The organism is Streptomyces sp. NPDC050704 (assembly GCF_040654355.1).
Taxonomy (GTDB): Bacteria; Actinomycetota; Actinomycetes; order Streptomycetales; family Streptomycetaceae; genus Streptomyces.
In genome coordinates this window covers 1-21,713 of the sequence record NZ_JBFAHW010000095.1, presented here as the reverse complement: position 1 = coordinate 21,713, position 21,713 = coordinate 1, and the positions used below count along the sequence as shown (strand labels likewise).

The following is a 21,713-nucleotide window of genomic DNA, read 5'->3' as shown; positions in this document are numbered from 1 at the left end:
TGGGCTTGGCCTCGTCGATCCGGGCCTTGCCTCGTCGATCCGGGCTTGACCCCCTCGCTCCGGGCTTGGCCCCCTCGCTCCGGGCCTGGCCCCGTCGATTCGGGCCTTGCCCCGTCGATTCGGGCCTTGCCCCCTCGCTTCGGGCCTTGCCCCGTCGATTCGGGGGCAGCCCCCGCCAGGGGGCGCCCCCGAAGGGGCGCGGGGAACTGCGCGACCAGCCCCCACCCCCCGCACCCGCCCAACAACCCGCCCCACCCCACCCACTGGGCGCCCTCAGCCAAAAACCCCCGCCCCGGCCAACTCACCAAGGTCCACCAACATCCGCGCACTGTCCGGCTCCCGCCCCGTGAACAGCCGAAACGCATCCGCAGCCTGAAAAACAGCCATCCCCCCACCAGAAAGCGTGGCGCAGCCCACCCCCCGCGCGGCCCGCAACAACTCGGTCTCCAGAGGCCGATAGACAACCTCGGCCACCCAAAGCCCCGGCCGCAGCAACCCGGCCCCGAACGGCAACCCAGGATGCGCAGCCATCCCCGTGGGCGTGGCATGCACAACGCCGTCGGCACCCCCCACCAGCGCGGCCAACCGCTCCGGCCCCGCGGCCCCCGCCCGCCCCGCACCGAAGTGCCGATTCAGAGAGGCGGCAAGATCGGCGGACCGATCAGGCAACGGGTCCACCACGGTGACGTGCCCGGCGCCGAGCGTGAGCATGGCGTGCGCCACGGCGGCCCCCGCCCCACCGGCCCCGAGCTGCACGACCCGCTCCAGCGGAGCATCGGGCAGCCCGCGCGCGAACGACGCGGCGAACCCGGTGACATCCGTGTTGTACCCGGTCGCACGCCCGTCCTCGAACACGACGGTGTTGACCGCGCCGAGCGCCTCGGCCTGCGGATCGAGCCCGTCCAGGTGCTCGATGACGAGCTGCTTGCAGGGATGCGTGATGTTCAGCCCGTCGAAGCCCAGGTCCCGGGCGGCCCGCACCAGATCGCCCACCGCGTCCGGCGCGACGCCGAGGGTGTCGATGTCGATCAGCCGGTAGAGGTAGCGCAGGCCCTGCCGGTCCGCCTCGCGCTCGTGCAGGGCGGGGCTGAGCGAGGGACCGATGCCGGAGCCGATCAGCCCGACGAGATACGAGTCCTGCGCCACGGCGGACCTCCTGGCTACGGAAATTAATGTACGAACTGGTTCGTTAGTCGTACCACGACGTAGCAGCCCTGGGAAGAGGCGAGGCGCCTCCCGCACCCAGCTCGGCCGGATACGACTCCATGCCCCGGGCAACGGCTTCTACAATCGCGGGCACAGCACCCTGTCCGAAGGAATCCGATGACCACTGTCGAAGAACCGGCGCGACCCGGCGGCCGCATCCGCGACGCCGCCCGCACCAAGGCCGAGATCCTCGACGTGGCGACCCACGAGTTCGCCAGGGCCGGGTTCGCCGGCGCCCGGGTGGACGAGATCGCCGCCCGCACCCGCACCACGAAGCGGATGATCTACTACTACTTCGGCGGCAAGGAACAGCTGTTCACAGCGGTCCTGGAGCGGGCGTACAGCGTGATCCGGCAGGCCGAGCAGGAGCTGGACGTCGAGCACCTGGACCCGGTCGCGGCCATTCGGCGGCTCGCCGAGCTGACCTTCGACCACCACGAGGCGCACCCCGACTTCATCCGCCTGGTCAGCATCGAGAACATCCACGAGGCCGAGCACATCGCCGGCTCCGAGGAACTGGGGAAGATCGGTTCGCCGGCCCTCGACGTGATCGGCCGCATCCTGGAGTCGGGCCGCGGCTCGGGCCTGTTCACGGCCGACGTCGACGCGGTGGACCTGCACGCGATGATCAGCTCGTTCTGCTTCTTCCGGGTCGCCAACCGGCACACCTTCGGCGCGCTCTTCGGCCGTGACCTGGTCGCCCCCGACCAGCGGGAGCACTACCGGACCATGCTCGGCGACATGGTCATCGCCTACCTGACGGCCGACCGCTCGGCGGGCTGAGCGGTCAGGGGAGCGGACTGAGCGATCCAGGGGACAGGCCAGATCCTTCGGCGCGACCTCTTGACACCCGGGAAACGTGAGCGCAACATCCGTAGCCAACCGCTACTAACTATCCAGTGGGTTAATTAGCCGGGCACGCACCCGGCAAGGCCGACCCGCCACCCCCAGGGTTTCGGCTCCTCTCCCCACCGCTCACTCCGTCCCGTCGGAGTACCTTGAGTCCCTTCGAAGGAGCACGCCGTGTCCGTCCCCGCCGCACCCCTCGACGCGCCTCCCGGCCAACCGAAGAAAGCCGCCACGGCCGCCTGGATCGGCAGTGCCCTGGAGTACTACGACTTCTTCATCTACGGCAGCGCCGCCGCGCTGATCTTCCCGGACGTCTTCTTCGACGACTCGGACCCGGCCACCGCGACCCTCCTCTCGCTGGCCACGTTCGGCGTCGCGTACGCGGCGCGCCCGATCGGCGCGCTGTTCCTCGGTCACTTCGGTGACAAGGTCGGCCGCAAGAAGATCATGGTCTTCACGCTGATCCTGATGGGCGTGTCGACGTTCCTCATCGGCTGTCTGCCGACGTACAACCAGGTCGGCACGCTGGCCCCGGTGCTCCTGGTCCTGTGCCGTGTCCTGCAGGGCATCTCGGCCGCCGGTGAGCAGGCCAGCGCCAACTCCATGTCGCTGGAACACGCGCCGCCGGACCGGCGCGGCTTCTTCACCAGCTTCACGCTCAGCGGCACCCAGGGCGGCCAGCTCCTCGCCACGCTGGTCTTCATCCCCATCGCCGCGCTCCCCGAGGACCAACTGCTCTCCTGGGGCTGGCGCGTCCCGTTCTGGATGAGCATCGCGGTCGCCGTCGTCGGCTACGTCATCCGCCGCACGCTCCACGAGACCCCGACCTTCACCCAGCAGGCCGCCACCGAGGGCGTCCCGAAGATGCCGCTGGCCGTGCTGCTTCGCGACCACTGGGCCGACGTCCTGCGGGTCGTCGCGGGTGCCCTCGTGGCCTCGGTCAGCACGATCTTCACCGTGTGGGCGCTGGCGTACGCGACCAGCGACTCGGTCGGCATGGACCGTACGTCCATGCTCTGGGTGGGCGCGCTCGCCAACCTCGTCGCCCTCGCCGCGATCCCGCTGTGGGCCGTGCTGTCCGACCGCATCGGCCGCCGCCCGGTCTTCCTGATCGGCGCCGCGGGCAGCGCCGTGATGATGTTCGTCTACCTGTGGGCCATCTCCACGGGCTCGTACCCGCTGATCATGGTCCTCGGCATCGTCACCTTCGGTGTCGTCTACAGCGCGGCGAACGGTATCTGGCCGTCCTTCTACGGCGAGATGTTCGCCACCCGGGACCGGCTGTCGGGCATGGCCATCGGCACCCAGATCGGCTTCGCCATCGCCGGGTTCGCGGTGACCTTCGCCGCGCAGATCGCAGGCCCGGACGGCGACGACTGGATGGCCGTGGCCCTCTTCACCGCCGCGCTGTGCGTCCCGCCGGTGATCGCGGCGATCACCGCCCGCGAGACGCACAAGGTGCCGACGGAGCAGCTCGGCGAGCGGGACCTCCAGAAGTCGTCCGGGCGGGAGAAGGTGTCGGCCTGAGCCGCCCCCTCCACGCACACGGACGCGACTCGGCGCCGACCGCACCCGCGGTCGGCGCCGAGCCCCTGTCAGCGCCCGGCGGCCCGCAGAGTGAGCTGCGGTTCGCCGTGCGCGTCGGGTCCGCCGAGCAGCGCGGTGAAGGACTCCGTCCGCAGGACGAGGCCCTCCTCCGCACGCTCACAGACCACGTTCAACTGCCGGTCGCCTTCCCCGTAGCGCACGGCGAAGACGTCGAGGCCTTCCGGTGCGTCGGGCGCCGGCCCCACTTCCAGGGCGGTCGTCGTCCGTACGTGCCGCCAGCCGGCGTCGGGATCGCCGTACCCGCGCGGGTCGGCGGCCAGTGCGAACGCGGCCTGTTCCTGGGTGAGTTCGCTCCGCGCGTCGAAGGAGTCCGGGCTGCCCTCCTCGGGGTGCGTCAGCCGCAGCTCCCCGGCGGCCGCCACCAGGGGGAAGTCGCCGACCCGGCGGAACCGGTCACCCTCCGCGGTGACATACGGCATCCCGGCGAGCAAGTACCGCTCCCCGTCCAGCCGTTCGAGGACGACGGTCATCCACAGCCGCGTGCCGTCCGTGACATACAGCGACTGGAGATGGCGCAGGACATGGTCCCGGCCGACGACGGGCTTGCTCACGAGCTTGGCCGCGAGGCCCCCGACGCGGTGGTCCGCGACCCGTACCGCCCCCATCGGGCGGCACAGCAGGAAGCCGTCCGTCACGGGCCCGAATCCGTGCTGCCGGTTCACCGCGGCCGCGACGAGCGCCGTACCGCCCGCCTCGATCACGGACGGGGTCATCCGGTCGTCGAACGACACCGTGACCGTGCCGGACCGCAGTTGGTGGCAGGCGGGGGCGGTGGCCGGTGTGCGGTGCCAGTTCGTGGTGTCCTGGATCTGCCAGACGAGCATGAACGCGAAGTGTCCGTCGACGCCTCCGTCGGCCCCGACCGCGTGCCGGGCCCAGCGCGCGTCCCCGGCGTAGCGGCCGAGGTCGGCGCCGATCCGCCGGCCGAAGTACCGCAGCCCGAGCACGGATTCGAAGGCGGAGTGCTGCTCGCTGTAGCGCGGCCCGCCGATGTCGAAGCCGCTCCCGCAGAGCCGTGCGTCGATGTAGCGGGCGAGCGTGTCACCGTCCTCCGCGAACATCTCCTCGCCGCTGACCCGGTGGGCCTGGGCGAGGAAGGAGAGGGAGATCGGCCCGTAGTTGTTGTCGTACGCGCCGCCGTGCTCGGGAGGCAGCGGCGCACCCCGGTCCCGTACCCGACGGGCGCGGATCTCGTCCGCGTACAGCCCGAGGGCCCGCCGCCGGACCAACTCCCCCTCTTCGGGCCGGAGATGGCGGGCGAGCATCAGCCCGCCGACGACACATCCGATGGCCTGGTTCGCGGCGTCCTGCGGGTTGAAGACGGTGGCCTCGGTCAGCCAGCGCCAGTAGCCGTGCCCCAACTCGACGACTTCGTCACGCAGTTCGTCGTCGAGGAGGCCGTCCGCCGTCTCGATGACGTTGACCAGCTGCAGCAGCGCCCACACCGTGCTCGGCCAGTCACCGATGGGGTGCGCGCCGGGAGCGAGTACGTAACGGGCGTACGGGAGACCCGAGTTGAGGACCGTCAGGTTCGGGTAGCCGGGGTTGTCCTCGGTGTAGACGCGTGCGCGCAGGTGGAAGGCGAGGCTGCGGCGGACCGCGTCCGGCAGGCGTGGGTCCTTGGTGCGGTGCCAGGCCAGTGCGAGCAGGGAGGTGATGCCGAGCGAGGTGTCGCCGACGTCGTCGGTGGCGGCGGGGTGTTCCAGGCTGCCGTCCGGGGTGAGCCGGGCCAGCGCCTGCTCGGTCACGTCGGCCAGCACACGGTCGTACGCGGCCGGATCGTCGGCCAGGTCGTGCAACTGGCCGCGCTGATGCGGGAGATACAAGCTGTTCAGCCCTTCATGCCGGAGGTCGCCATCGGGGCGGCCGGCCGGTCGACGGCGCGGGCCGCCGCGCGGACGAACTCCTGGTCGAGCGGGGTGGGCACGGTCAGTCTTTCAGTCCGGCGTTGATGTCGGCGTTCATGACGTAACGCTGGAACACCAGGAAGACGACGATCAGCGGAATCATCGTGATGACCGAGCCGCCGAGCACCACCGACCAGTTGATGTTCTGCGCGCCGACGAGGCTCTGGATGCCGATCTGCACGGTGAACTTGTCGGGGTCGTTGAGCATCAGCAGCGGCCAGATGTAGTCGTTCCATCGCCACTGGAACGACAGGATGGCGAGGGTCAGCATGATGGGCCGGGAGATCGGCACCATGATCCGCAGGAAGATCGACAGTTCACGCGCCCCGTCGATGCGGGCGGCCTCGACGAGCTCGTCGGGGACCGTCAGGAAGAACTGGCGGAACATGAAGCATCCGGTCGCCGTGAGCAAGGCCGGGAAGATGATGCCGGCGAGCGAGTTGAACAGGCCCAGGTCGCGGGCCACCAGGAACTGCGGGGCGAGCATGACCTCGCCCGGCAGCATCGTCGTGGCGAGGATGCAGATGAAGAACACCTTGAGCCACTTGTTGTCGTACTTGGCCAGCGCGTACCCCGTGCAGCAGCTGACTCCCACCGTGAGGATCGTCGCGATCACCGACACGATGGTCGTGTTGATGAAGTACTGGGAGAAGTTGGCGCTGTCCCATGCTGCCTTGTAGCCCGACAGGGTGGGGTCGTCCGGAAACAGCGTCAGCGAGGTGAAGAGGTCTCCCGCCGGTTTGAAGGAGCTGAGGACGAACCACAGCACGGGAAACCCGTAGACGGCCGCCAGGACCCACAGCAGTGTCGTCGCGGGCACCGCGCGCCGAAGCCCACCGCCGGCCGCGCCGCGGGGCCGCTTCCTGGGAACCGCCCCTCCGGGCTCGGCGTCGACCGGGCGTGGCATGTCTGTGGTTGTCATCGGTTCTCCACCCGCCGGTTGACGATCATCTGGATGATCGCGACGGCCATCAGGATGAGCATGAGCACGAACGACGCGGCGCTCGCGTAGCCGATCTGGCCCCGGTCGAAGCCGGTCTGGTAGATGTACTGGACAAGCAGGTTGTTCGAGGTTCCAGGTCCGCCGTTGTTGAGGGCGGCGAACAGCGGGTATTCCTTCATCCCGTGGATCGTGTTGAGCAGGATGACGATGAAGGAAGTGGGCGCGATGCTCGGCAGTGTGATGCTGATGAACTGGCGCCACGGACCGGCGCCGTCGAGCGAGGCCGCCTCGTAGTACGACACCGGTACGTTCTTGATCGCCGCGATGAACAGCAGCATCGAGAAGCCCGTCCAGGCCCAGGATGCCGCCACCACCACGATCAGCAGCGACAGGTCCGCGTTCGACTGCCACGGAACGGCACTTCCGCCGAACTTCTCGATGACGTGGTTGACCAATCCGAAGTTCTCACCGAACAGCCACCGCCACAGGACGCCCACGATGATGGGCGACAGAAGCCACGGGATGAAGAAGAAGACGCGGGCGACCGATGCGCCCTTGGCGTGCTTGCTCACCACCACGTTGGCGACGAGCAGCGAGAACACGAAGTTCAGCGGAACGAAGAGCACGGTGTACAGCAGCGTCCGGGTCAGCGCGTCGAAGAAGGCGGAGTCCCCGGCCAGGTTGCTGTAGTTGTCCAGTCCGACGAACTGGAACGCCCCCACGCCCGTGTAGTTCGTGAAGGAGTAGACGAGCCCGATCACCGCCGGCCAGGCGAAGAACAGCGCGAAGAGCACGACATTCCCCGCGATGAGGACGAGCGGCGCAAGGGTGTACTTGCTGCGTCTCCTGGGCGGGCTCACGGACACGTCCGGGGCGCGATTGGTCATCTTCCTGACTCCGTGCTGGTGGAATGGGTTCGTGCGCTCAGGCCATGAGCCCGGCATCGCGTGGGTCCCGAGGCCGGGCGGCGGTGTCTCGACCCCGCCGCCCGGCCCGTCGGCCTACGATCAGCCGCCGACCTGCTCGTTGTAGCCGGCCACGATGTTCTCCAGGGCCTTGTCGGTCGACTGCTGGCCGTTGATCGCCTTGCCGAGCTCCGTCTTGGTCGGGTCCTCGGTGAGGGTCTTGCCCTTCAGCGCCCAGCCCGTCTGCGCGGTGTTGAAGGAGCCGGAGATCGGGGCGTACAGCGGGATCGACTCGTTGTACAGCTTGAACGCCGCCTGCGCCGCCTCGGACTTGAAGGGGTACTTCGGGTTCAGACCGGTCTCGACGGGCAGGAAGCCGGACGCCTCGCACAGCGCCTGGTAGTTGGCCGGCTCGTACAGCCAGGACAGGAACTTCTCCGCGGCGGCGGCCGCGTCGCCGTTGTTGTTGAAGCCCACCGTCATGCCGCCGCTGTTGACGTCGCTGGCCTGCACCGGCTCGGCGGGAGTCGGGACGCTCGCCCACTCGAACTTGGTGATGCTCTCCGCGTAGGCGGCGACCTGCCACACGCCGGAGAAGTAAGCGACGACGTCACCGCTCTGGAACATGGCCGACGGGTCGGCGCCGCTTGTCCACACCGACTTCGGCATGGTCTTGTCGTCGTTCATGTCGACGAAGCGCTTCACGGCCTTCTTGGTCGCGGCGTCCACCGAGAACTTGCCGGAGGAGTCCGCCTGGACGTACTTCCCGCCGAGCTCGTACACCATGGCGCGGAGCCGGGACGGCGACTGGTCGAACGTCAGGGAGTACTTGGCGTTGGTTTTCTCCCGGACCTCGTCCGCCGCCTTGATGAACTCGGTCCAGGTCCAGGTCTTGTCGGGCGAGGTCGGGTAGTCGACGCCGGCCTTCTCGAAGAGCGACTTGTTGATGAACATGCCGGACGCGGTGATGTCCGAGGGGATGGACAGCACCTTCCCGGACGAGTCCTTGGCGACGAAGTTGCCGTTGATCTTGTTGCTCTTCTTGTTGGCGATGGAGCCGAGGTCGATCAGCTTGTTCGCCCAGATCGGGTCCAGCTTCGGCACTGACGCCACGTCGGGCAGGGAGTTCGCCTGCGCGGCGTTGCGCAGCTTCGCGTCGTAGCCGTCGTAGGGAATGTTGACGAGCTTGACCTTGACGCCGGTCTCCTTCTCGTACTGCGCCACCATCTTCTTCCAGCCCGCGTCCTGCCCCGGAACCGTGGAGATCCAGAACGTCAGCGACTTGGAAGTCCCGCCCGAGCCGGAGTCCGACCCGCAGGCGGAGAGCAGCAGGGCACCTGCCGTGGCCACGGCAGCGAGGGGGACCAGGCGGCTTATGCCGCCGCGGCCGAGTCGGCGGGAGCGCCGCACACCCACAGTGGTCATCTTCGATCCCTTTTCGTGGTAGGGGACGGAGCACGGCGCCGACGGAGGCGGCACGGGTGCATTGTGCAAGAAAGTTCGCTCCCCGAGGGCGCGGCCTCGCCCGGCCGCGTCATCCTGACGGGCGAGGGTCCCCGGCCACTGTGGCCGTCGCCGCACAAGCACGCCCTGGTGCGGTTGCCGTACGTCGAGTACGGGCGGGACGCTCGCCCCAAGCCGGCGTCCCGACCGACTTAGAAAGCGCTTGTCCGGACATTGGCAGACCAACGGGTCTCCGTCAATGCTTGACTGACGTCCCACCGGTCACGGTTTGAATTCCACGCTCTACGGCAAAACGGCTCGCGCCCGCCACAGTGCCGCTGTCGCCGACCGTGCTGCTGACCACCTCGGTGGGCCAGCTCAGCCGGGCCAGTTCGGCCCGCACACCGGGCACGAGCTGCGGATACGTGCCGGTGCCGCCCCCCAGCACGATCAGTCCCGGGTCCAGCACGGCGGCCACGGCGGCGGCGAGCCTGCCCACGTCGGCCGCATGCCGGCCGACCACCGTGCCGGCCGTGGCATGGCCCTCCTCGGCGAGGGCGAAGAGCCGCTCGGCGGTGCCGGGGCAGGGGCCGTCGGTGTCCTGCCAGGCCTGCGCGGCCCTGTGCAGGAGGGAGCGCGATCCGATGCGCTCCTCCAGGGCCTCCTGGCGCGGTTCGCGGCCCTCGTCCCACGGGTAGGGCAGCCTGGCCACCTCGCCGGCCGCGCCGTTCGCTCCTCGCAGCACCTGGCCGCCGATGACTATGCCGAGGCCGATGCCCACGCCGATCCGCAGATAGCCGAAGGTCTGGCGGCCGCGGGCGGCGCCGTCGTGCAGTTCGGCGAGTGCCGCGCAGTTGACGTTGTTCTCCAGGTGGACGGGCACATCAGGCGGCAGTGCGACGGCCATGGCGTCGAAGGCTGGGCCGGCCTTGGCGGTCGCGGGGTGCATACCGGCGCCCTCCTCGTCCTGTGCGATGACGTCGCCCACGGCGACGACGATGGCGCGCAGCGGGGCGCCCACCGGCAGCGCGTCGAGGGCCTTGCGCACGGTGTCGGCGGCCGCCGCCCGGGAGCCGGTGCCCTCGGCGAGCAGAGTGCCGTCCAGGGCGCAGCCCCGCACCCGGGTGTGGGTGGGGCCGAGATCGACGGCGAGGACGGCGCCGGCGGCGGGCCCGAGACCGTAGACCGCGGCGGAGCGGCCGGTGCCGCCGGAGACGGTGCCGGAGTGGGCGGCGAGCTCGGCGGCCTCCAGCTCGGCCACGGCGGACGAGACCGTCGGCTTGGACAGGCCCGCACCGGCCGCCAGCTGGGGGCGGGTGGCCGTGCCCGCCGCCGCCAGTACGGCGAACACCGCGCGGGCACTCTCGCTCAGGTTCATGCTCTCCCCCAGGTCGTGCCGCAGCGTCTGGTCGCAAGGTTTTACGGCAAAGGGCTTTACGGCAACGGGCTGTACGGCGCCGGGTTGGGCGGACCCGGATTCCGAAACTCTTGACGCACCCTACTTCGTTAGTTAACTTCCTAACGAACTCACGCGGTACTCGCCTGCCGCGCTCATCAGAAGCCCGTCCCGGGGCTTCCCTACCGCTGGTCGGCGCTCACTGGCGCATGTCCAGAGAACACGGTTCGCCCACCGTTCGCTTCGCATCAGCAGGACCGCGCAACGACGAAAGAGGCTCCGTGCAGGACTTCACGCCCATCGCCGTCGGGATTGACGTGGGCGGCACAAAGACGCACCTCCGCGCGGAGACCGGGGACGGTTCAGGTTCCGGCTCGGGCTCCGGGCGGAGTGCGGTCGCCGATCACGTGCGTACGAGCGAGGGCTGGCGGCCGCACGAGCCCGTGGCCGCCGCCGCATGGCTGGCCGCGCTGATCGACGAGGCGCTGCCCACGGGCACGCGCCCGGCCGCGGTGGCCGTCGGCGGGCACGCCTGCGAGACACCTCGCCAGTGCGAGGAGATCCGCTCCGCACTCCACTCACTCCTGGGCATCCCCTGCCTCGTCGTGGGCGACGCCGAACTCCTCGTACCGGCCGCCGGTCTGGACAAGGGGGTCGGTCTCGTCGCCGGCACCGGATCGGTCGCGGTGGGCCGGCTCGCCGACGGCCGCACGGTCCAGGTCGGCGGCTGGGGTGCGGTGCTCGGCGACGAGGGCGGCTCGGCCGGTCTGGTGCGCGAGGCCGCGCGGGCGGTCTGGGCCGCGCATGATCGCGCCGACCCGCCGGATCCACTCACGGACCGACTGACCGCCGCCTTCGGCGTGCCCGAAGTACCGGCTCTGGGCGCGGCGTTGGAGAGCGCGACGCATGTCTCCGCCGAGTGGGGGCGGCACGCGCCCAGTGTGTTCGCGGCGGCCGAGGACGGTTCACCGCTCGCCCGCCGGGTGATCGCCGAGGGCGGCCGGGCACTGGCGTCACTCGTCGTACGGCTCGCCGGGCGCGGCGTCCCGGTGGACGACGTCGTGGTGGCGGGCAGCACGGTGCTCGTCCAGCCACCGCTGTACGAGGCGTTCACCGCCGCGCTGGCCGAGGCGCTGCCCTCGGCCCGGCCCCGGCCGCTGCGGGTGCCACCGGTGCAGGGTGCCGTGGCGCTGGCCCGGTCGCTGCTGTGAGACAGCCCGAACCGGGCCCGGCTCCGAGAGTGTCCGGTTCCCGACTCCCGGATGGACTCATGAGTTCAGCTTCCGTTCAGAAGTCCGGGTTCAGCTCACGTGATCACCTCGAATTCATCACCCGTGTCATGAATCGCGTCATGAATCAGCCGTAAGTCCTGTCATAACTCCAGAAGGAGAGACCCGCATGCCCGGTCAGCACCCCCGTCCCCGTCCCGGCCGAACCGGCATCGACCGGCGCGTGTTCCTGCGGAGTTCCGTGGGCGTCTCGGCCGGGCTGGTCGCGGCCCCCGCGGTCGTGGCCTGGCCGGCGGCAGCGGCCTCGTCGGCCACGAACGCGACCGCCGCGTTCGTCGACTCGTACACCACCAACGTCGTCGCCAACCTCACGCCCGAGACCAACGCGGCCGTGCACATCCTCGACGGCTTCGCGCGCATCTGGAAGACGGGCGACGCCTGGGACACCGGCACCCCGCTCATGCCGGAGATCCTGCGCGCCAACGTGCGGTACTCCGTGCGTGTCACCACGCGCCGCACGGACGCCGAGGCGAAGACCGCCTTCATCTACGACCGTCAGCACCAGAGTTACGCGATGATCGGCGGCCTGGGCCCGCTCGCCGACCTCTACCGGAGCGGGGCGAAGGCCGTCACCGGCATCACCTCCGCGCCGGACGGCACTCCGTCGGGCCGGATCAGCGACGCGCTCCCTGCCGACGCGCCCGCGGGCTCCGCGCTGGGCGCCGGTGCCCACGACTCGGACCTCGGCAAGGTGGCCCAGCTGGTCGACACCGTGCGCGGTCCGTTCGCCTCGAGCAACCCCTCCAAGTTCTCCTACCAGTACCCCCGCCCGTGGCGCATGAACGAGGACAGCGAGGCCGTCGACACCGGCAAGAAGGACGCACTCGGGTTCCCGGTCTACGAGTCCGACGTCGTGGTCGCCCCGCAGCTGCTGTGGCAGCGCAGCGCCACAGCGGACGACGACGGCGGCTTCCCCAGCGGACACTCCAACGCCTTCTACCTCGCGGCGCTGGCGCTGGCGTACGCGGTCCCCGAGCGGTTCCAGGAGCTGGTGGCCCGCGCCTCCGAGCTCTCGCACACGCGCATCGTGGCGGGCATGCACTCCACCGTCGACGTGATCGGCGGCCGCGTCCTCGCCACGGCCCTCGCGGCCGCGGCCCTCGCCGACCCGAAGAACGCCGACCTCAAGGCGGCGGCCCGCGCCCAGGCCGCCGCGTACTTCCAGGAGAAGACCGGCACGACCGCCGACACCCTGTACGCGTACGCGCACTCGGCGAGCCCGGGCACCGACCCGTACGCGGACCGCGCGGCCAACTCGGCGGCGGTCGGGCCCCGGTTGACGTACGTCCTGCCCAAGCGGCACGCCTGGGACCGCATGACCGTGCCGAAGGGCGCCGAGGTCCTTCTGGAGACGCGGCTGCCGTACCTCTCCGCGGCCCAGCGGCGCGAGGTGCTGCGCACGACGGCGCTGCCCGCCGGGTACGTCCTGCTGGACGGCTGGGAGAAGTGGGGACGGCTGAACCTCTTCGCCGCCGCCGACGGTTACGGGGCGTTCGACGCGGATGTGCACGTCACCCTGGACGCCGCGGCCGGCGGCTTCGGCGCGGCCGACGCCTGGCGCAACGACATCGACGGCCGGGGCGCGCTGGTCAAGCGGGGCAGCGGCACGCTGACCCTGACCGGCTCCAACGACTACACCGGCGGCACCACGCTGGAGGCGGGTGTCCTCGCGACCGGTTCGCGGTCCGCGCTGGGCTGCGGCGACGTACGGGTGAAGGGCGGCACCCTGCGGACGGACTCGCCGCTCCGGGTGCGGGGCGCGTACACCCAGTCGTCCGGTACGACCCTCGACGCCACGCTCACCGACGACGGCGCACCGGCCCTGAAGGTGAGCCGCCGCGTGCTGCTCGACCGGGGCAGCGCGCTCGTCGTCCGGCTCGACGAGTCCCTCTCCCCGAAGCGGGGCATGACGCTTCCGGTCATCGAAAGCCGGGCCCTGCAGGGCCGGTTCGGCAGCATCACGGTCGACGGCTTCCGCGCCGAGCCGGTCTTCACCGCGCGCGGACTCTCCGTACGACTGTCGTAGTCGTGTCCGGCGCCGGGACATGACCCGGCGCCGGTGTCAGCCGTGCCCCTCGGCGACCCGGGCCCTGCCGCCGTTGGCCGGCGGGGTGTCCGGTCCCGGGGCGGCCAGCCAGTCCGCGACAGCGCGCGCGATGGGCTGGCCGGTCTCTATCTGTATGAATCCGAACTGGCCGGACTGGTTGCACTCCAGAAACCACCACATCCCGTCGGCGTCCTCGGCGAAGTCGAAGGCGCCGTACGCGAGTTCGGCCTCCCGGAGATAGGTGTGCACGCCGGTGACGATGTGCGGTGGGGCGTCGACCGGGCGCCACGGGGTGTCGGAGGTGGCGAACCGTACGTCCACCTCCTCGGGGTCGGCGTCCGGTCCGACCGCCTTGCGGGCGGCGTGGATCCGGTCGCCGACGCAGGTGAGCCGGATGTCGGCCCGTTTGGCCACCCGCCGTTGGAGCAGGGTCGGGCCGAAGGCGACGGCCGCGAAGTCGGTCTCGGGCGCGACCCTGCTGGTGGGGACCGCCCTCGGCGGTTCCTGCGGGTGCGCGCCCGACACGGGCTTGACCACCAGGTCCGGGAAGCGGTCCGCGAAGTCGCGGGCGGCCTGCGGGAACGTGGTGATCAGGGTGGCGGGCACGGGAAGCCGGCTGCGCTGGGCAAGGTGGAGCTGCCAGGGCTTGTGGCGGGCCCGGCGGGCCGCGTCGGGGTGGTTCATCCAGCGCGCGTCGGTGGAGCGCAGCATGCCGTAGAGCGCCTGTCCGGCCTCCTCGGTCAGCCAGTCGGACGACTCGGCGACCCGGCTCGCGGGAACGCCGGGCCTGCGGACCCAGACGGACCGCAACCCGCTCATACTCACCAGCCGGCCGCCGGCGGACAGATGCCCGCGGAAGACGCCGTGCACGTACTCACCCGACAGCGCCACGGCGCCGGGCAGATCCGCGGGGTCCAGGCGGACGACCGGGACGCCACTCCCGTCCAGCTCCGCCACCACCATGTCCGCGGTCACATCCTGTTCGCACGTCAGGATCAGAACCGTCATCGTCGCGGGTCCGTCTTCAGTCGTCGAAATGGGTCTTCGAACCCGCGGTGGAGGTGGTGGCTCCCAACTCCTGCAACAGGGCGTAGTCATGCGCGGCGAGCCGTCCGTCCGGCAGGACGTTCAACTGCAGTCTGGGGTCGTACGCATACGGAACGCTGACCTCCAACTGCTGGGCCGGACGAGCGTAGTTGAGCGCGAACGGTCGCATCGGTTCTCCTTGCTCGGTGCTTACCCGGCCAAGCGGATCGTGACGCTCCGGCGTCAAGCCGCCCGGCGGGCCTGCTGGGCTTCCACGGAGATATACGAATCGAACTGGCGAATGGTTGCCTCACGCTGCGTAGTCACTGGAACCGTTCGGTCGGTAACTCCTTGCGGCTCGGCCGTTTCTCCGTGCATGGGGCAGCCATTCGCCTCCTATGACGTAGGACCCCGGGTTACGGATCCAGGGTTGCGCCGCAGTTCAGCGCACTGGCGCACGCCGTGGTCCGGCGAACGCTCCGTGCGCCTCTCCGGCGCCCGGGTCCGGTGGGCAGTGCGCTCGCCGGATCGCGGGCTGTCGCATGTTTTCGGCCGCGGCCATAGATTTCACTCGGGGGACACCTCCCTCGTACCTCCCACGGACGTCTACAGGAGGCATGCGGTGAATCAGCTGCGACAAGAGGTGGATCCGGCCGAAGTCGGCCTGAATCCGGTGGCACTGGACCGGATGAACCGCTACTTCGCCCGCCGCGTCGACGACGGTCTGCTGCCCGGGTACCTCGTTGCCGTGTCCCGTCACGGCCGTGTCGCGCATCTCACGTCGTACGGTCTGCGCGACCGCGAGGCCGGTCTCCCGGTCGGGGCGGACACCGTGTGGCGGCTCTACTCGATGACCAAGCCGGTCGTGTCCGTCGCCGCGCTGACGCTCCACGAGGAGGGCCTGCTCGACCTCGACGACCCCGTCGCGCGCCATCTGCCGGCCTTCGCCGATCTCCAGGTCTACGAGAGCGGCACCGGCCAGGACGTCAGGACCCGCCCGGCCGAGCGCCCCGTCCTGATCCGGCACCTCCTCACCCACACCGCCGGCCTGACCATGGCCGCCTACGGGACCCACCCCGTCGACGCGCTCTACCGGGCCGCGGGCATCGACGTCCATTCGCAGGCACCGAAGGACGCGGACCTGGCCGAGGCCTGTGAGGTGTACGCGAGTCTGCCGCTCCAGTTCGAACCGGGGACGGAGTGGAACTACTCCGCCGCCACCCATGTGGTCGGGCGGATCGTCGAGGTGGTGTCGGGCCGGCCGCTCGACGCGTTCCTGACCGAGCGGGTCTTCGGCCCGCTCGGGATGACGGACACCGGCTTCTGGGTCCCGCCGGAGAAGGCGGGCCGGCTGGCCGCGCTCCACCAGGAGGACGAGGACGGCCGGATCGCCCCGGTCCCGGGCCCGCCCGTGCACGAGCGCCCGCGCCTGCTGTCCTGCACCGGTGGACTGCTGGGGACGGCCCGCGACTACCACCGCTTCATGGAGTTCCTCCGCGGGCGCGGCGAACTCGACGGCGTCCGCCTCCTCTCCCCCGCCACCGTGGACACCATGGCCGCCAACCACCTCCCCGGCGACCTCCACACCTTCGGCAGCGGCCCCCTCCACAACCAGCCCTTCAACGCGGGCGTCGGCTTCGGCCTCGGCGTCTCGGTGGTCGTGGACGCGGACCGCACGGAGTCGCCGGAGACGGTGGGGTCGTACGGGTGGAGCGGTGCGGCCGGCACGACGTTCTGGGTCGATCCGCGCAACGACCTGACCGTGCAGTTCATGTCGCAGCTGCGGCCGGCCGGGAGGCCGTCGCTCCGGGAACTGAAGGGGTTCGTGCGGGAGGCACTCGGCGGCTGAAGCGTGCGGGCCGGCTCATCGGCCGCCGACCCATTGACTATCGTTGCCCGATCGCATGGATGGTGCCCGATGGGCAGGTGTCTTCGGGAGGGCGCGGGATGGACTCGGGGCGGGACGGCTGGATACGGGTGCCGGTCGGCGACGACGCGGCCCGCTGGGCCACCCGGGCCGGCAGCCTGCCCGTCCTGCTGGTCGCGCACAACGTCACCGCGGCGACCCGGCTCCTTGACGTCATCCCGCTGTTCCACGACGACTTCCGGATACAGCTCCTCGTGACCACTCCCGGTTCCTCCGCATTCCGCGCGGGCCTCGCCGAGCTGTTCGCGGAGGTCGACGTACCGGTCGTCCCGTGGGAACAGGCGATCCGCACACCGGTGAAGCTGGCCGTCTCGGCGAGTTTCGGGGGTCAACTGGACGCGCTTTCAGGCAAATTGACCGTATTGCCGCATGGGGTGGGATATACCAAGAGGCTTGCGACACCGGGGAGCCGACCAGCCGGAACCCCGGGGAGCGTGCCTGTGTTCGGGCTTTCTCGGGAGTGGCTTCTCTCTGGCGACGGGACACCGGTCACAGACGCGCTCGTGCTGTCGCACCCAGAGCAGTTGGACCGGTTGCGCGCCGCCTGTCCGGAGGCGGTACACACGGCGGTTGTCGCCGGAGACCCCTGCTTCGACCGCATGCTGGCCGCGCGCAAATATCGCGAACGCTACCGCCGGGCACTCGGTATCCATCCGGGCCAGCAGCTGGTCCTCCTCAACTCCACCTGGCACACGGAGTCCCTGTTCGGCGACGGCGGTGACGACGTCCTGCCGTCGCTCCTCCCCCGGCTGACCTCGGAACTCCCCGCCGACGAGTACCGCGTCGCCGCCGTCCTGCATCCCAACATCTGGTACGGCCACGGCCCCGGCCAGGTACGTATCTGGCTCGACCGTGCCCGCCGCGCCGGCCTCACTCTGATCGACCCCCTCCACGGCTGGCGTCAGGCGCTGCTCGCCGCGGACGCCGTGATCGGCGACCACGGCTCGGTCACGTACTACGCCGCCGCGCTGGGCACCCCCGTACTCCTGGGCGCGACGCCCCTGTCGGCACTCGACCCGGACGCACCGATCTCCGGCTTCGTACGCGAGGCCCCTCGCCTCGATTCCACGGCTTCCCTGCGCCCGCAACTTGATTCCCTGCTGGCAGGGCACCACCCCCTGCCAGGCCCCGCAGAGTTCACCACCTCGCTCCCCGGCGAGTCGGCGGCCCGGCTGCGCCGCCACTTCTACGAGCAGCTGGACCTTCCCGAGCCGGAGGGGCCCGCCCTCCTCGAACCGCTCCCTCTGCCCCCGTACGAACCCCCATCCCGGACCGCCCCGTTGAGGGTGCTGACGCGACTCGCGGGCGCAGGCGAGGTCGCGATCGAGCGGTACGCCGACCCGCGCTGCGAACCGCCCGGCGACGGTGAGGAGCACCTGGTCGTGCATGAGGACACCCGAAACCCGGCCCACCTCGCCCTCGCCGACGTGGTGTTCCGCGAAGGATTCGCCACCGATCCCCGCTTCGGCTCACCTGCGCAGTGGACGGCTGAGACTCTCGCCCGCCACCCGCACTGTGCCCTGGCCGCATACGTCACCGCGTCCGACGCCTGTACGGTGCGCACGCGAGCGGGCCAACTTCTCCGCCTCACGGCCGAGTCGACGGCCGACCCCGCTGGGTACGCCTCAGCCCTGTACGCCTGGCTGGCGGCGGGCAAGGCGCTGGAGGAGCTGACCGCCGAGGGCCTGATCGTTCATACCGGCGCGGCCGTTCACCACATACGGGTCACACCAGCCTGACGCCGCACCTCTCCCGCAGGACCCGCAGATACGCGAGGTGATACTCGGCCTTCTCCGGCGTGAGCGCCTCGATCGCCTCGTCGATGAGCGGCAGCGCCTCCGCGAACTCCTCGCCGTCCAGCCAGGTTTCGGCGAGGTCGGTGAGGATGCGTGCTGTGTTGTAGGCCTCGTCGGTCTCCCTGAAGAACACCAGCGCCCGCTCCAGCCGCTCCCGCGCCTCCTCCCGCCGCTGAAGACCCCGCAGGGCCCGACCGCGGTGACGCTCCAACAGGGCGAGAGCACGCGGCAGATCACGGGCGCCTTCGTCCTCGGGACCGATGCCGCCGTAGATCCCGTACGACTCCTCGAAACAGTCGTACGCCTCCCGGCACCGCCACTCCCGCAGCCGCAGCAGCCCCAAGAATTCGACGGCGGAAGCATGGCCACGCAGGTGCCCGGCCGCCCGCTCGTCCCGCGCGGCGGCGAGCGCCTGGCACTCTGCCTCGTCCCACAACCGCAACTCGGTGAGGGTGTGGGCAAGTTGGGCATGAAGCGCCCCTGCCTCGCGCGTGCGGGGGAACCGCTCGTCGGCGACCCTCACGGCGATGCGCAGAGCGGGCAGCAGCACGTCATGGTGGCCGGCCTTGAGCTGAAGTGGCCACAGTGCCCGGCCCAGCCGTACCACGGTGTCGCCGTCCCCGAACTCGTCGGCGAGGACCGCCACCCGCACCAGGTTGCCTGCCTCGGTCGCGAGCGAGTCGAGTGCCTCACCCCGGTCGGAGTACGGCACCGCAACCACCCCGGCGGGCAGCTCCGGAATCCGCCAGCTCTCCGGCAGTGCCGCCCTTGCCGCGCTCAGGGCCAGCAGCAGATACCCCTGCACCGTCCGGTTCATGGCTGCCGAGCAGGCGACGATCCCGTCCTCCCGGGCAGCGGCCGCCTCGGCGTGCGCGCGCACGCCTTCGCGGTAGCGGTAGTGCCCGTCGCCCAAGCGCTCCAGCAGCATGGCGTCGGCGAGTTCTTCCAACCACCTCCCCGCCTCGGTCTGCTGGATGGCGGCGGTCTGCGCGGCACCCACCGCGTCCAGCGCGGGTAGATCACACAGCGCGGCCAGCCGGTAGAGCCGAGCCGCACCGGGCGCCAGCAGCCGGTACGAGTCCTCGGCGGCGGCGCGTACCGGATCGGCCTCGGGGGTTACGGTCGGGGCCTCCCGCGCGGACACGGAGAGACGGGGCACGACGGCCTTGATGGCATACGGCGAACCGGCGCAACGGGCCAACAGGGCGGGCATCGTGGCACGGGCGGCCGCGATCGCGGACCTGTCCACGAGGGCGGCCAGCAGTCGCTCCGAGTCCCGATAGGTGAGCGGCTTCACCTGGATCGACAAGGCGTCGAGCCCCGTGAGCCGACGCCGGGCGCCGACGATCGTGAACACCCCGGGCGCGGAGCCGATCACCGGCTCGACCTGGGCGGCGGACCACGCGTGATCCAGGATCACCAGCAGCCGCCGGTCTGCCGCGTACCGCCGAAACAGCTCTTGTCGCCCGACGAACGAGGGCGGCACCTCCTCGCCCGGCAGCCCGAGTTGCCGTAGCACCTCGCCAAGTACCCACCTCGCGTCAAGCACCGTGCCCGTGCCGCCGCGCAAGTCCACATAGATCTGGCCGTCCGGGAACCGTGCGGCCGCCCGAACTCCCCAGTGCTTGGCGAGTGTGGTGATACCCATTCCCTCGGGCCCGTACAGCAGAGCGACCCGCGGCCGACCGTCGGCGTTGCGCCGGGCCTCCTCGTCGAGACGCTTCATCGCGTCCCGACGATCGGTGAAGGACCGTATCGAAGGGGGCAGACAGGGGCGACCCACGAGACCAGGAGCCCGCACTCTGCCCGCGAACTCCGCCCAGACGCCAACAAGTTGGGGATTCCTCCGCAGGCCCTCGTACACGGCCCTCGCCACGACGTCCAGCTCCTCCGGGTTCCTCGGCGCGACCACCTCCCGCCCGGCGATCCTCCGCACGAGCGCGCCGGCCGACTGCCACGTCCACTTCCCGGCCTCGTTGGCCATCCCGGACCAGACGGCCCCGAGTACCCCGGCCACGGCGGCCACCGACATGGGTTCTAACATCCCCGCTCCCCTTCCCCCAACGCCCCTTGGAATCCACCGCATTGACAGTGTCGGCGGGTTCTGTCAGGCAGGATCGCCTGTCCGCAGCGTGAAGTCGACCCCGCCCCGGCCGAGTTCGGCGAGCCACTCCTCACGAGTGCACGTCCAGGCTCTCCGGTCACGCACGCGGCGCCCCTCCGCGAGCGTGTCCCAGTTCCCCTTCCCCCTCCCGTTCCCGTGCGGCGTCGATCACCGCCCAGGCCGCCGCCGCGTCCTGGATGCCGAGGCCGACGCTGTTGTAGTAGACGATGTCCTGCGGGGCCGTACGTCCGCCGGACCGCCCCGTGAGGACACCGCCGAGCGGAATCAGGTCCTCGTAGGCGAGCGTCCCGGAGCGCAGCGCGTCCACCACGGGCCCGGCGTGCCCCGCCGCGGTCGCCGGGTCGTCGACGACGACGGCCGCGGCCCGCCGTACGACCTCCGCGTCGACCTCGCTCCGGCTGGGCTCGAAGGAGCCGACGCTCACGACCGTGCAGCCGGGCGCGAGCCACTCGCCCCGCACGACGGGCGTGCTGCTGAGGGTGCAGGCGGCGACCATGGGCAGTCCCGCCACGGCTTCCTCCGCCGAGTCGACGGCCTTGACGGGGATGCCGAGTTCGGTCGCCAGCAGCCGCGCCGCCCGGGCCCGCCGCTCCGGGGTCGGGCTCCACACCCGTACGGCCCTCAGGTCCCGCACCCGGGCGACGGCCCGCGCGTGGGCGAGCGCCTGGGTCCCCGAGCCGATGAGGCCCAGTTCCGCGCTGTCGGGGGTGGCCAGCGCGTCGAAGGCCACGGCGCTGCCGGCGGCCGTGCGCAGAGTCGTCACCGCCGTGCCGTCCATGACGGCGGCGAGCTGCCCGGTGACCGGGTCGAGCGCGTTGATCACGGCGTGCACGGTCGGCAGTCCGGCGGCCGCGTTGCCCGGATTGACGCTGCCGAACTTGGCGACGGCTCCGGTGTCCGCGGACAGCCGTGCGAGGTACGCGAACATGACGCTGTCGTCGAACCGGCTCGGATGCATGATCTTCCCGGGCAGCTCGGCGGTGCCGTCGCCGAGCGCGGTGAAGGCGGCCCGCTGGGACCGGATCGCCGCGTCGGTGTCCAGCAGGGCCGTCACCTGGTCGCGGGAGAGGTAAAGGACGTCGTCGCTCATGCCTGTCACCTTTCCGCTTCCGGGCCGGTCTCACCACGGACGCGCCGCGCGCCGCCGGGGATGATCGGCGGCCACGACCCACCCTCGGCGCGTCTGAAGGCACTCGGCCTCCTCGGCATGCTGGCCGGGACCCTGCAACTCTCCCGCGCCCTGACC

16 protein-coding genes are annotated in these 21,713 nt (G+C 70.8%); 6 read left to right on the top strand and 10 right to left on the bottom strand.

Translation table 11 applies throughout. The features are described 5' to 3' along the window. Window positions 1-273 precede the first annotated feature (273 nt). Window positions 274-1,146, bottom strand: a complete 873-nt coding sequence (locus AB0I18_RS38395; protein ID WP_363110349.1) for a shikimate dehydrogenase — start codon at window positions 1,144-1,146, stop codon at window positions 274-276. A gap of 177 nt (window positions 1,147-1,323) precedes the next feature. Here AB0I18_RS38395 and AB0I18_RS38390 point away from each other — a divergent pair, with 177 nt between their 5' ends. Both AB0I18_RS38390 and AB0I18_RS38385 read left to right on the top strand, forming a co-directional pair. Continuing rightward, window positions 1,324-1,989: a TetR/AcrR family transcriptional regulator gene (locus tag AB0I18_RS38390; RefSeq protein WP_363110348.1), complete on the top strand. Its 666-nt coding sequence runs from the start codon at window positions 1,324-1,326 to the stop codon at window positions 1,987-1,989. A gap of 240 nt (window positions 1,990-2,229) precedes the next feature. After that, the gene (locus AB0I18_RS38385; RefSeq protein WP_363110347.1) at window positions 2,230-3,582 is read left to right on the top strand and encodes an MFS transporter; all 1,353 of its coding nucleotides are present in this window, start codon (window positions 2,230-2,232) and stop codon (window positions 3,580-3,582) included. Window positions 3,583-3,650: 68 nt separating this feature from the next. Here AB0I18_RS38385 and AB0I18_RS38380 read toward each other — a convergent pair whose 3' ends face one another. The 5 genes from AB0I18_RS38380 to AB0I18_RS38360 all read right to left on the bottom strand — a co-directional run bounded on the left by AB0I18_RS38380 (window position 3,651) and on the right by AB0I18_RS38360 (window position 10,239). After that, complete coding sequence (locus AB0I18_RS38380) at window positions 3,651-5,489, bottom strand: hypothetical protein (protein WP_363110346.1); 1,839 nt, start codon at window positions 5,487-5,489, stop codon at window positions 3,651-3,653. A gap of 103 nt (window positions 5,490-5,592) precedes the next feature. Next, window positions 5,593-6,492, bottom strand: a complete 900-nt coding sequence (locus tag AB0I18_RS38375; protein ID WP_363110345.1) for a carbohydrate ABC transporter permease — start codon at window positions 6,490-6,492, stop codon at window positions 5,593-5,595. Then, a complete protein-coding gene (locus AB0I18_RS38370; protein WP_363110344.1) occupies window positions 6,489-7,400 on the bottom strand; it encodes a sugar ABC transporter permease in 912 nt (303 codons plus the stop codon). Before AB0I18_RS38370 ends, AB0I18_RS38375 begins: the two co-directional genes overlap by 4 nt. Window positions 7,401-7,520: 120 nt before the next feature. Further along, on the bottom strand, window positions 7,521-8,843 hold the full coding sequence (locus AB0I18_RS38365; RefSeq protein WP_363110343.1) for an extracellular solute-binding protein: 1,323 nt from the start codon (window positions 8,841-8,843) through the stop codon (window positions 7,521-7,523). Between the two features lie 274 nt (window positions 8,844-9,117). After that, window positions 9,118-10,239, bottom strand: coding sequence for an ROK family protein (locus AB0I18_RS38360; protein ID WP_363110342.1), 1,122 nt, complete (start codon window positions 10,237-10,239; stop codon window positions 9,118-9,120). A 299-nt stretch (window positions 10,240-10,538) separates the two neighbouring features. Here AB0I18_RS38360 and AB0I18_RS38355 point away from each other — a divergent pair, with 299 nt between their 5' ends. Both AB0I18_RS38355 and AB0I18_RS38350 read left to right on the top strand, forming a co-directional pair. Then, entirely contained in the window at window positions 10,539-11,468 is a 930-nt protein-coding gene (locus AB0I18_RS38355; RefSeq protein ID WP_363110341.1) for a BadF/BadG/BcrA/BcrD ATPase family protein, read from the top strand. A 187-nt stretch (window positions 11,469-11,655) separates the two neighbouring features. Further along, window positions 11,656-13,572, top strand: coding sequence for a phosphatase PAP2 family protein (locus tag AB0I18_RS38350; protein WP_363110340.1), 1,917 nt, complete (start codon window positions 11,656-11,658; stop codon window positions 13,570-13,572). Between the two features lie 36 nt (window positions 13,573-13,608). On the opposite strand, the gene tgmB is transcribed toward AB0I18_RS38350, so the two are convergent. Continuing rightward, window positions 13,609-14,601: an ATP-grasp ribosomal peptide maturase gene (tgmB, locus tag AB0I18_RS38345; RefSeq protein WP_363110339.1), complete on the bottom strand. Its 993-nt coding sequence runs from the start codon at window positions 14,599-14,601 to the stop codon at window positions 13,609-13,611. 16 nt (window positions 14,602-14,617) lie between these two features. Beyond that, entirely contained in the window at window positions 14,618-14,809 is a 192-nt protein-coding gene (gene tgmA, locus AB0I18_RS38340; RefSeq protein WP_363110338.1) for a putative ATP-grasp-modified RiPP, read from the bottom strand. A 432-nt stretch (window positions 14,810-15,241) separates the two neighbouring features. On the opposite strand from tgmA, the gene AB0I18_RS38335 reads away from it, so the two are divergent. Beyond that, on the top strand, window positions 15,242-16,468 hold the full coding sequence (locus AB0I18_RS38335) for a serine hydrolase domain-containing protein (protein ID WP_363110337.1): 1,227 nt from the start codon (window positions 15,242-15,244) through the stop codon (window positions 16,466-16,468). Between the two features lie 98 nt (window positions 16,469-16,566). After that, entirely contained in the window at window positions 16,567-18,285 is a 1,719-nt protein-coding gene (locus tag AB0I18_RS38330; RefSeq protein WP_363110336.1) for a hypothetical protein, read from the top strand. Here the strand turns inward: AB0I18_RS38330 and AB0I18_RS38325 are convergent. Both AB0I18_RS38325 and AB0I18_RS38320 read right to left on the bottom strand, forming a co-directional pair. Further along, complete coding sequence (locus tag AB0I18_RS38325) at window positions 18,272-20,386, bottom strand: tetratricopeptide repeat protein (RefSeq protein WP_363110335.1); 2,115 nt, start codon at window positions 20,384-20,386, stop codon at window positions 18,272-18,274. The genes AB0I18_RS38330 and AB0I18_RS38325 overlap by 14 nt on opposite strands. A 157-nt stretch (window positions 20,387-20,543) precedes the next feature. Then, window positions 20,544-21,557: an ornithine cyclodeaminase family protein gene (locus tag AB0I18_RS38320; protein WP_363110334.1), complete on the bottom strand. Its 1,014-nt coding sequence runs from the start codon at window positions 21,555-21,557 to the stop codon at window positions 20,544-20,546. Between the last annotated feature and the right edge of the window lie 156 nt (window positions 21,558-21,713).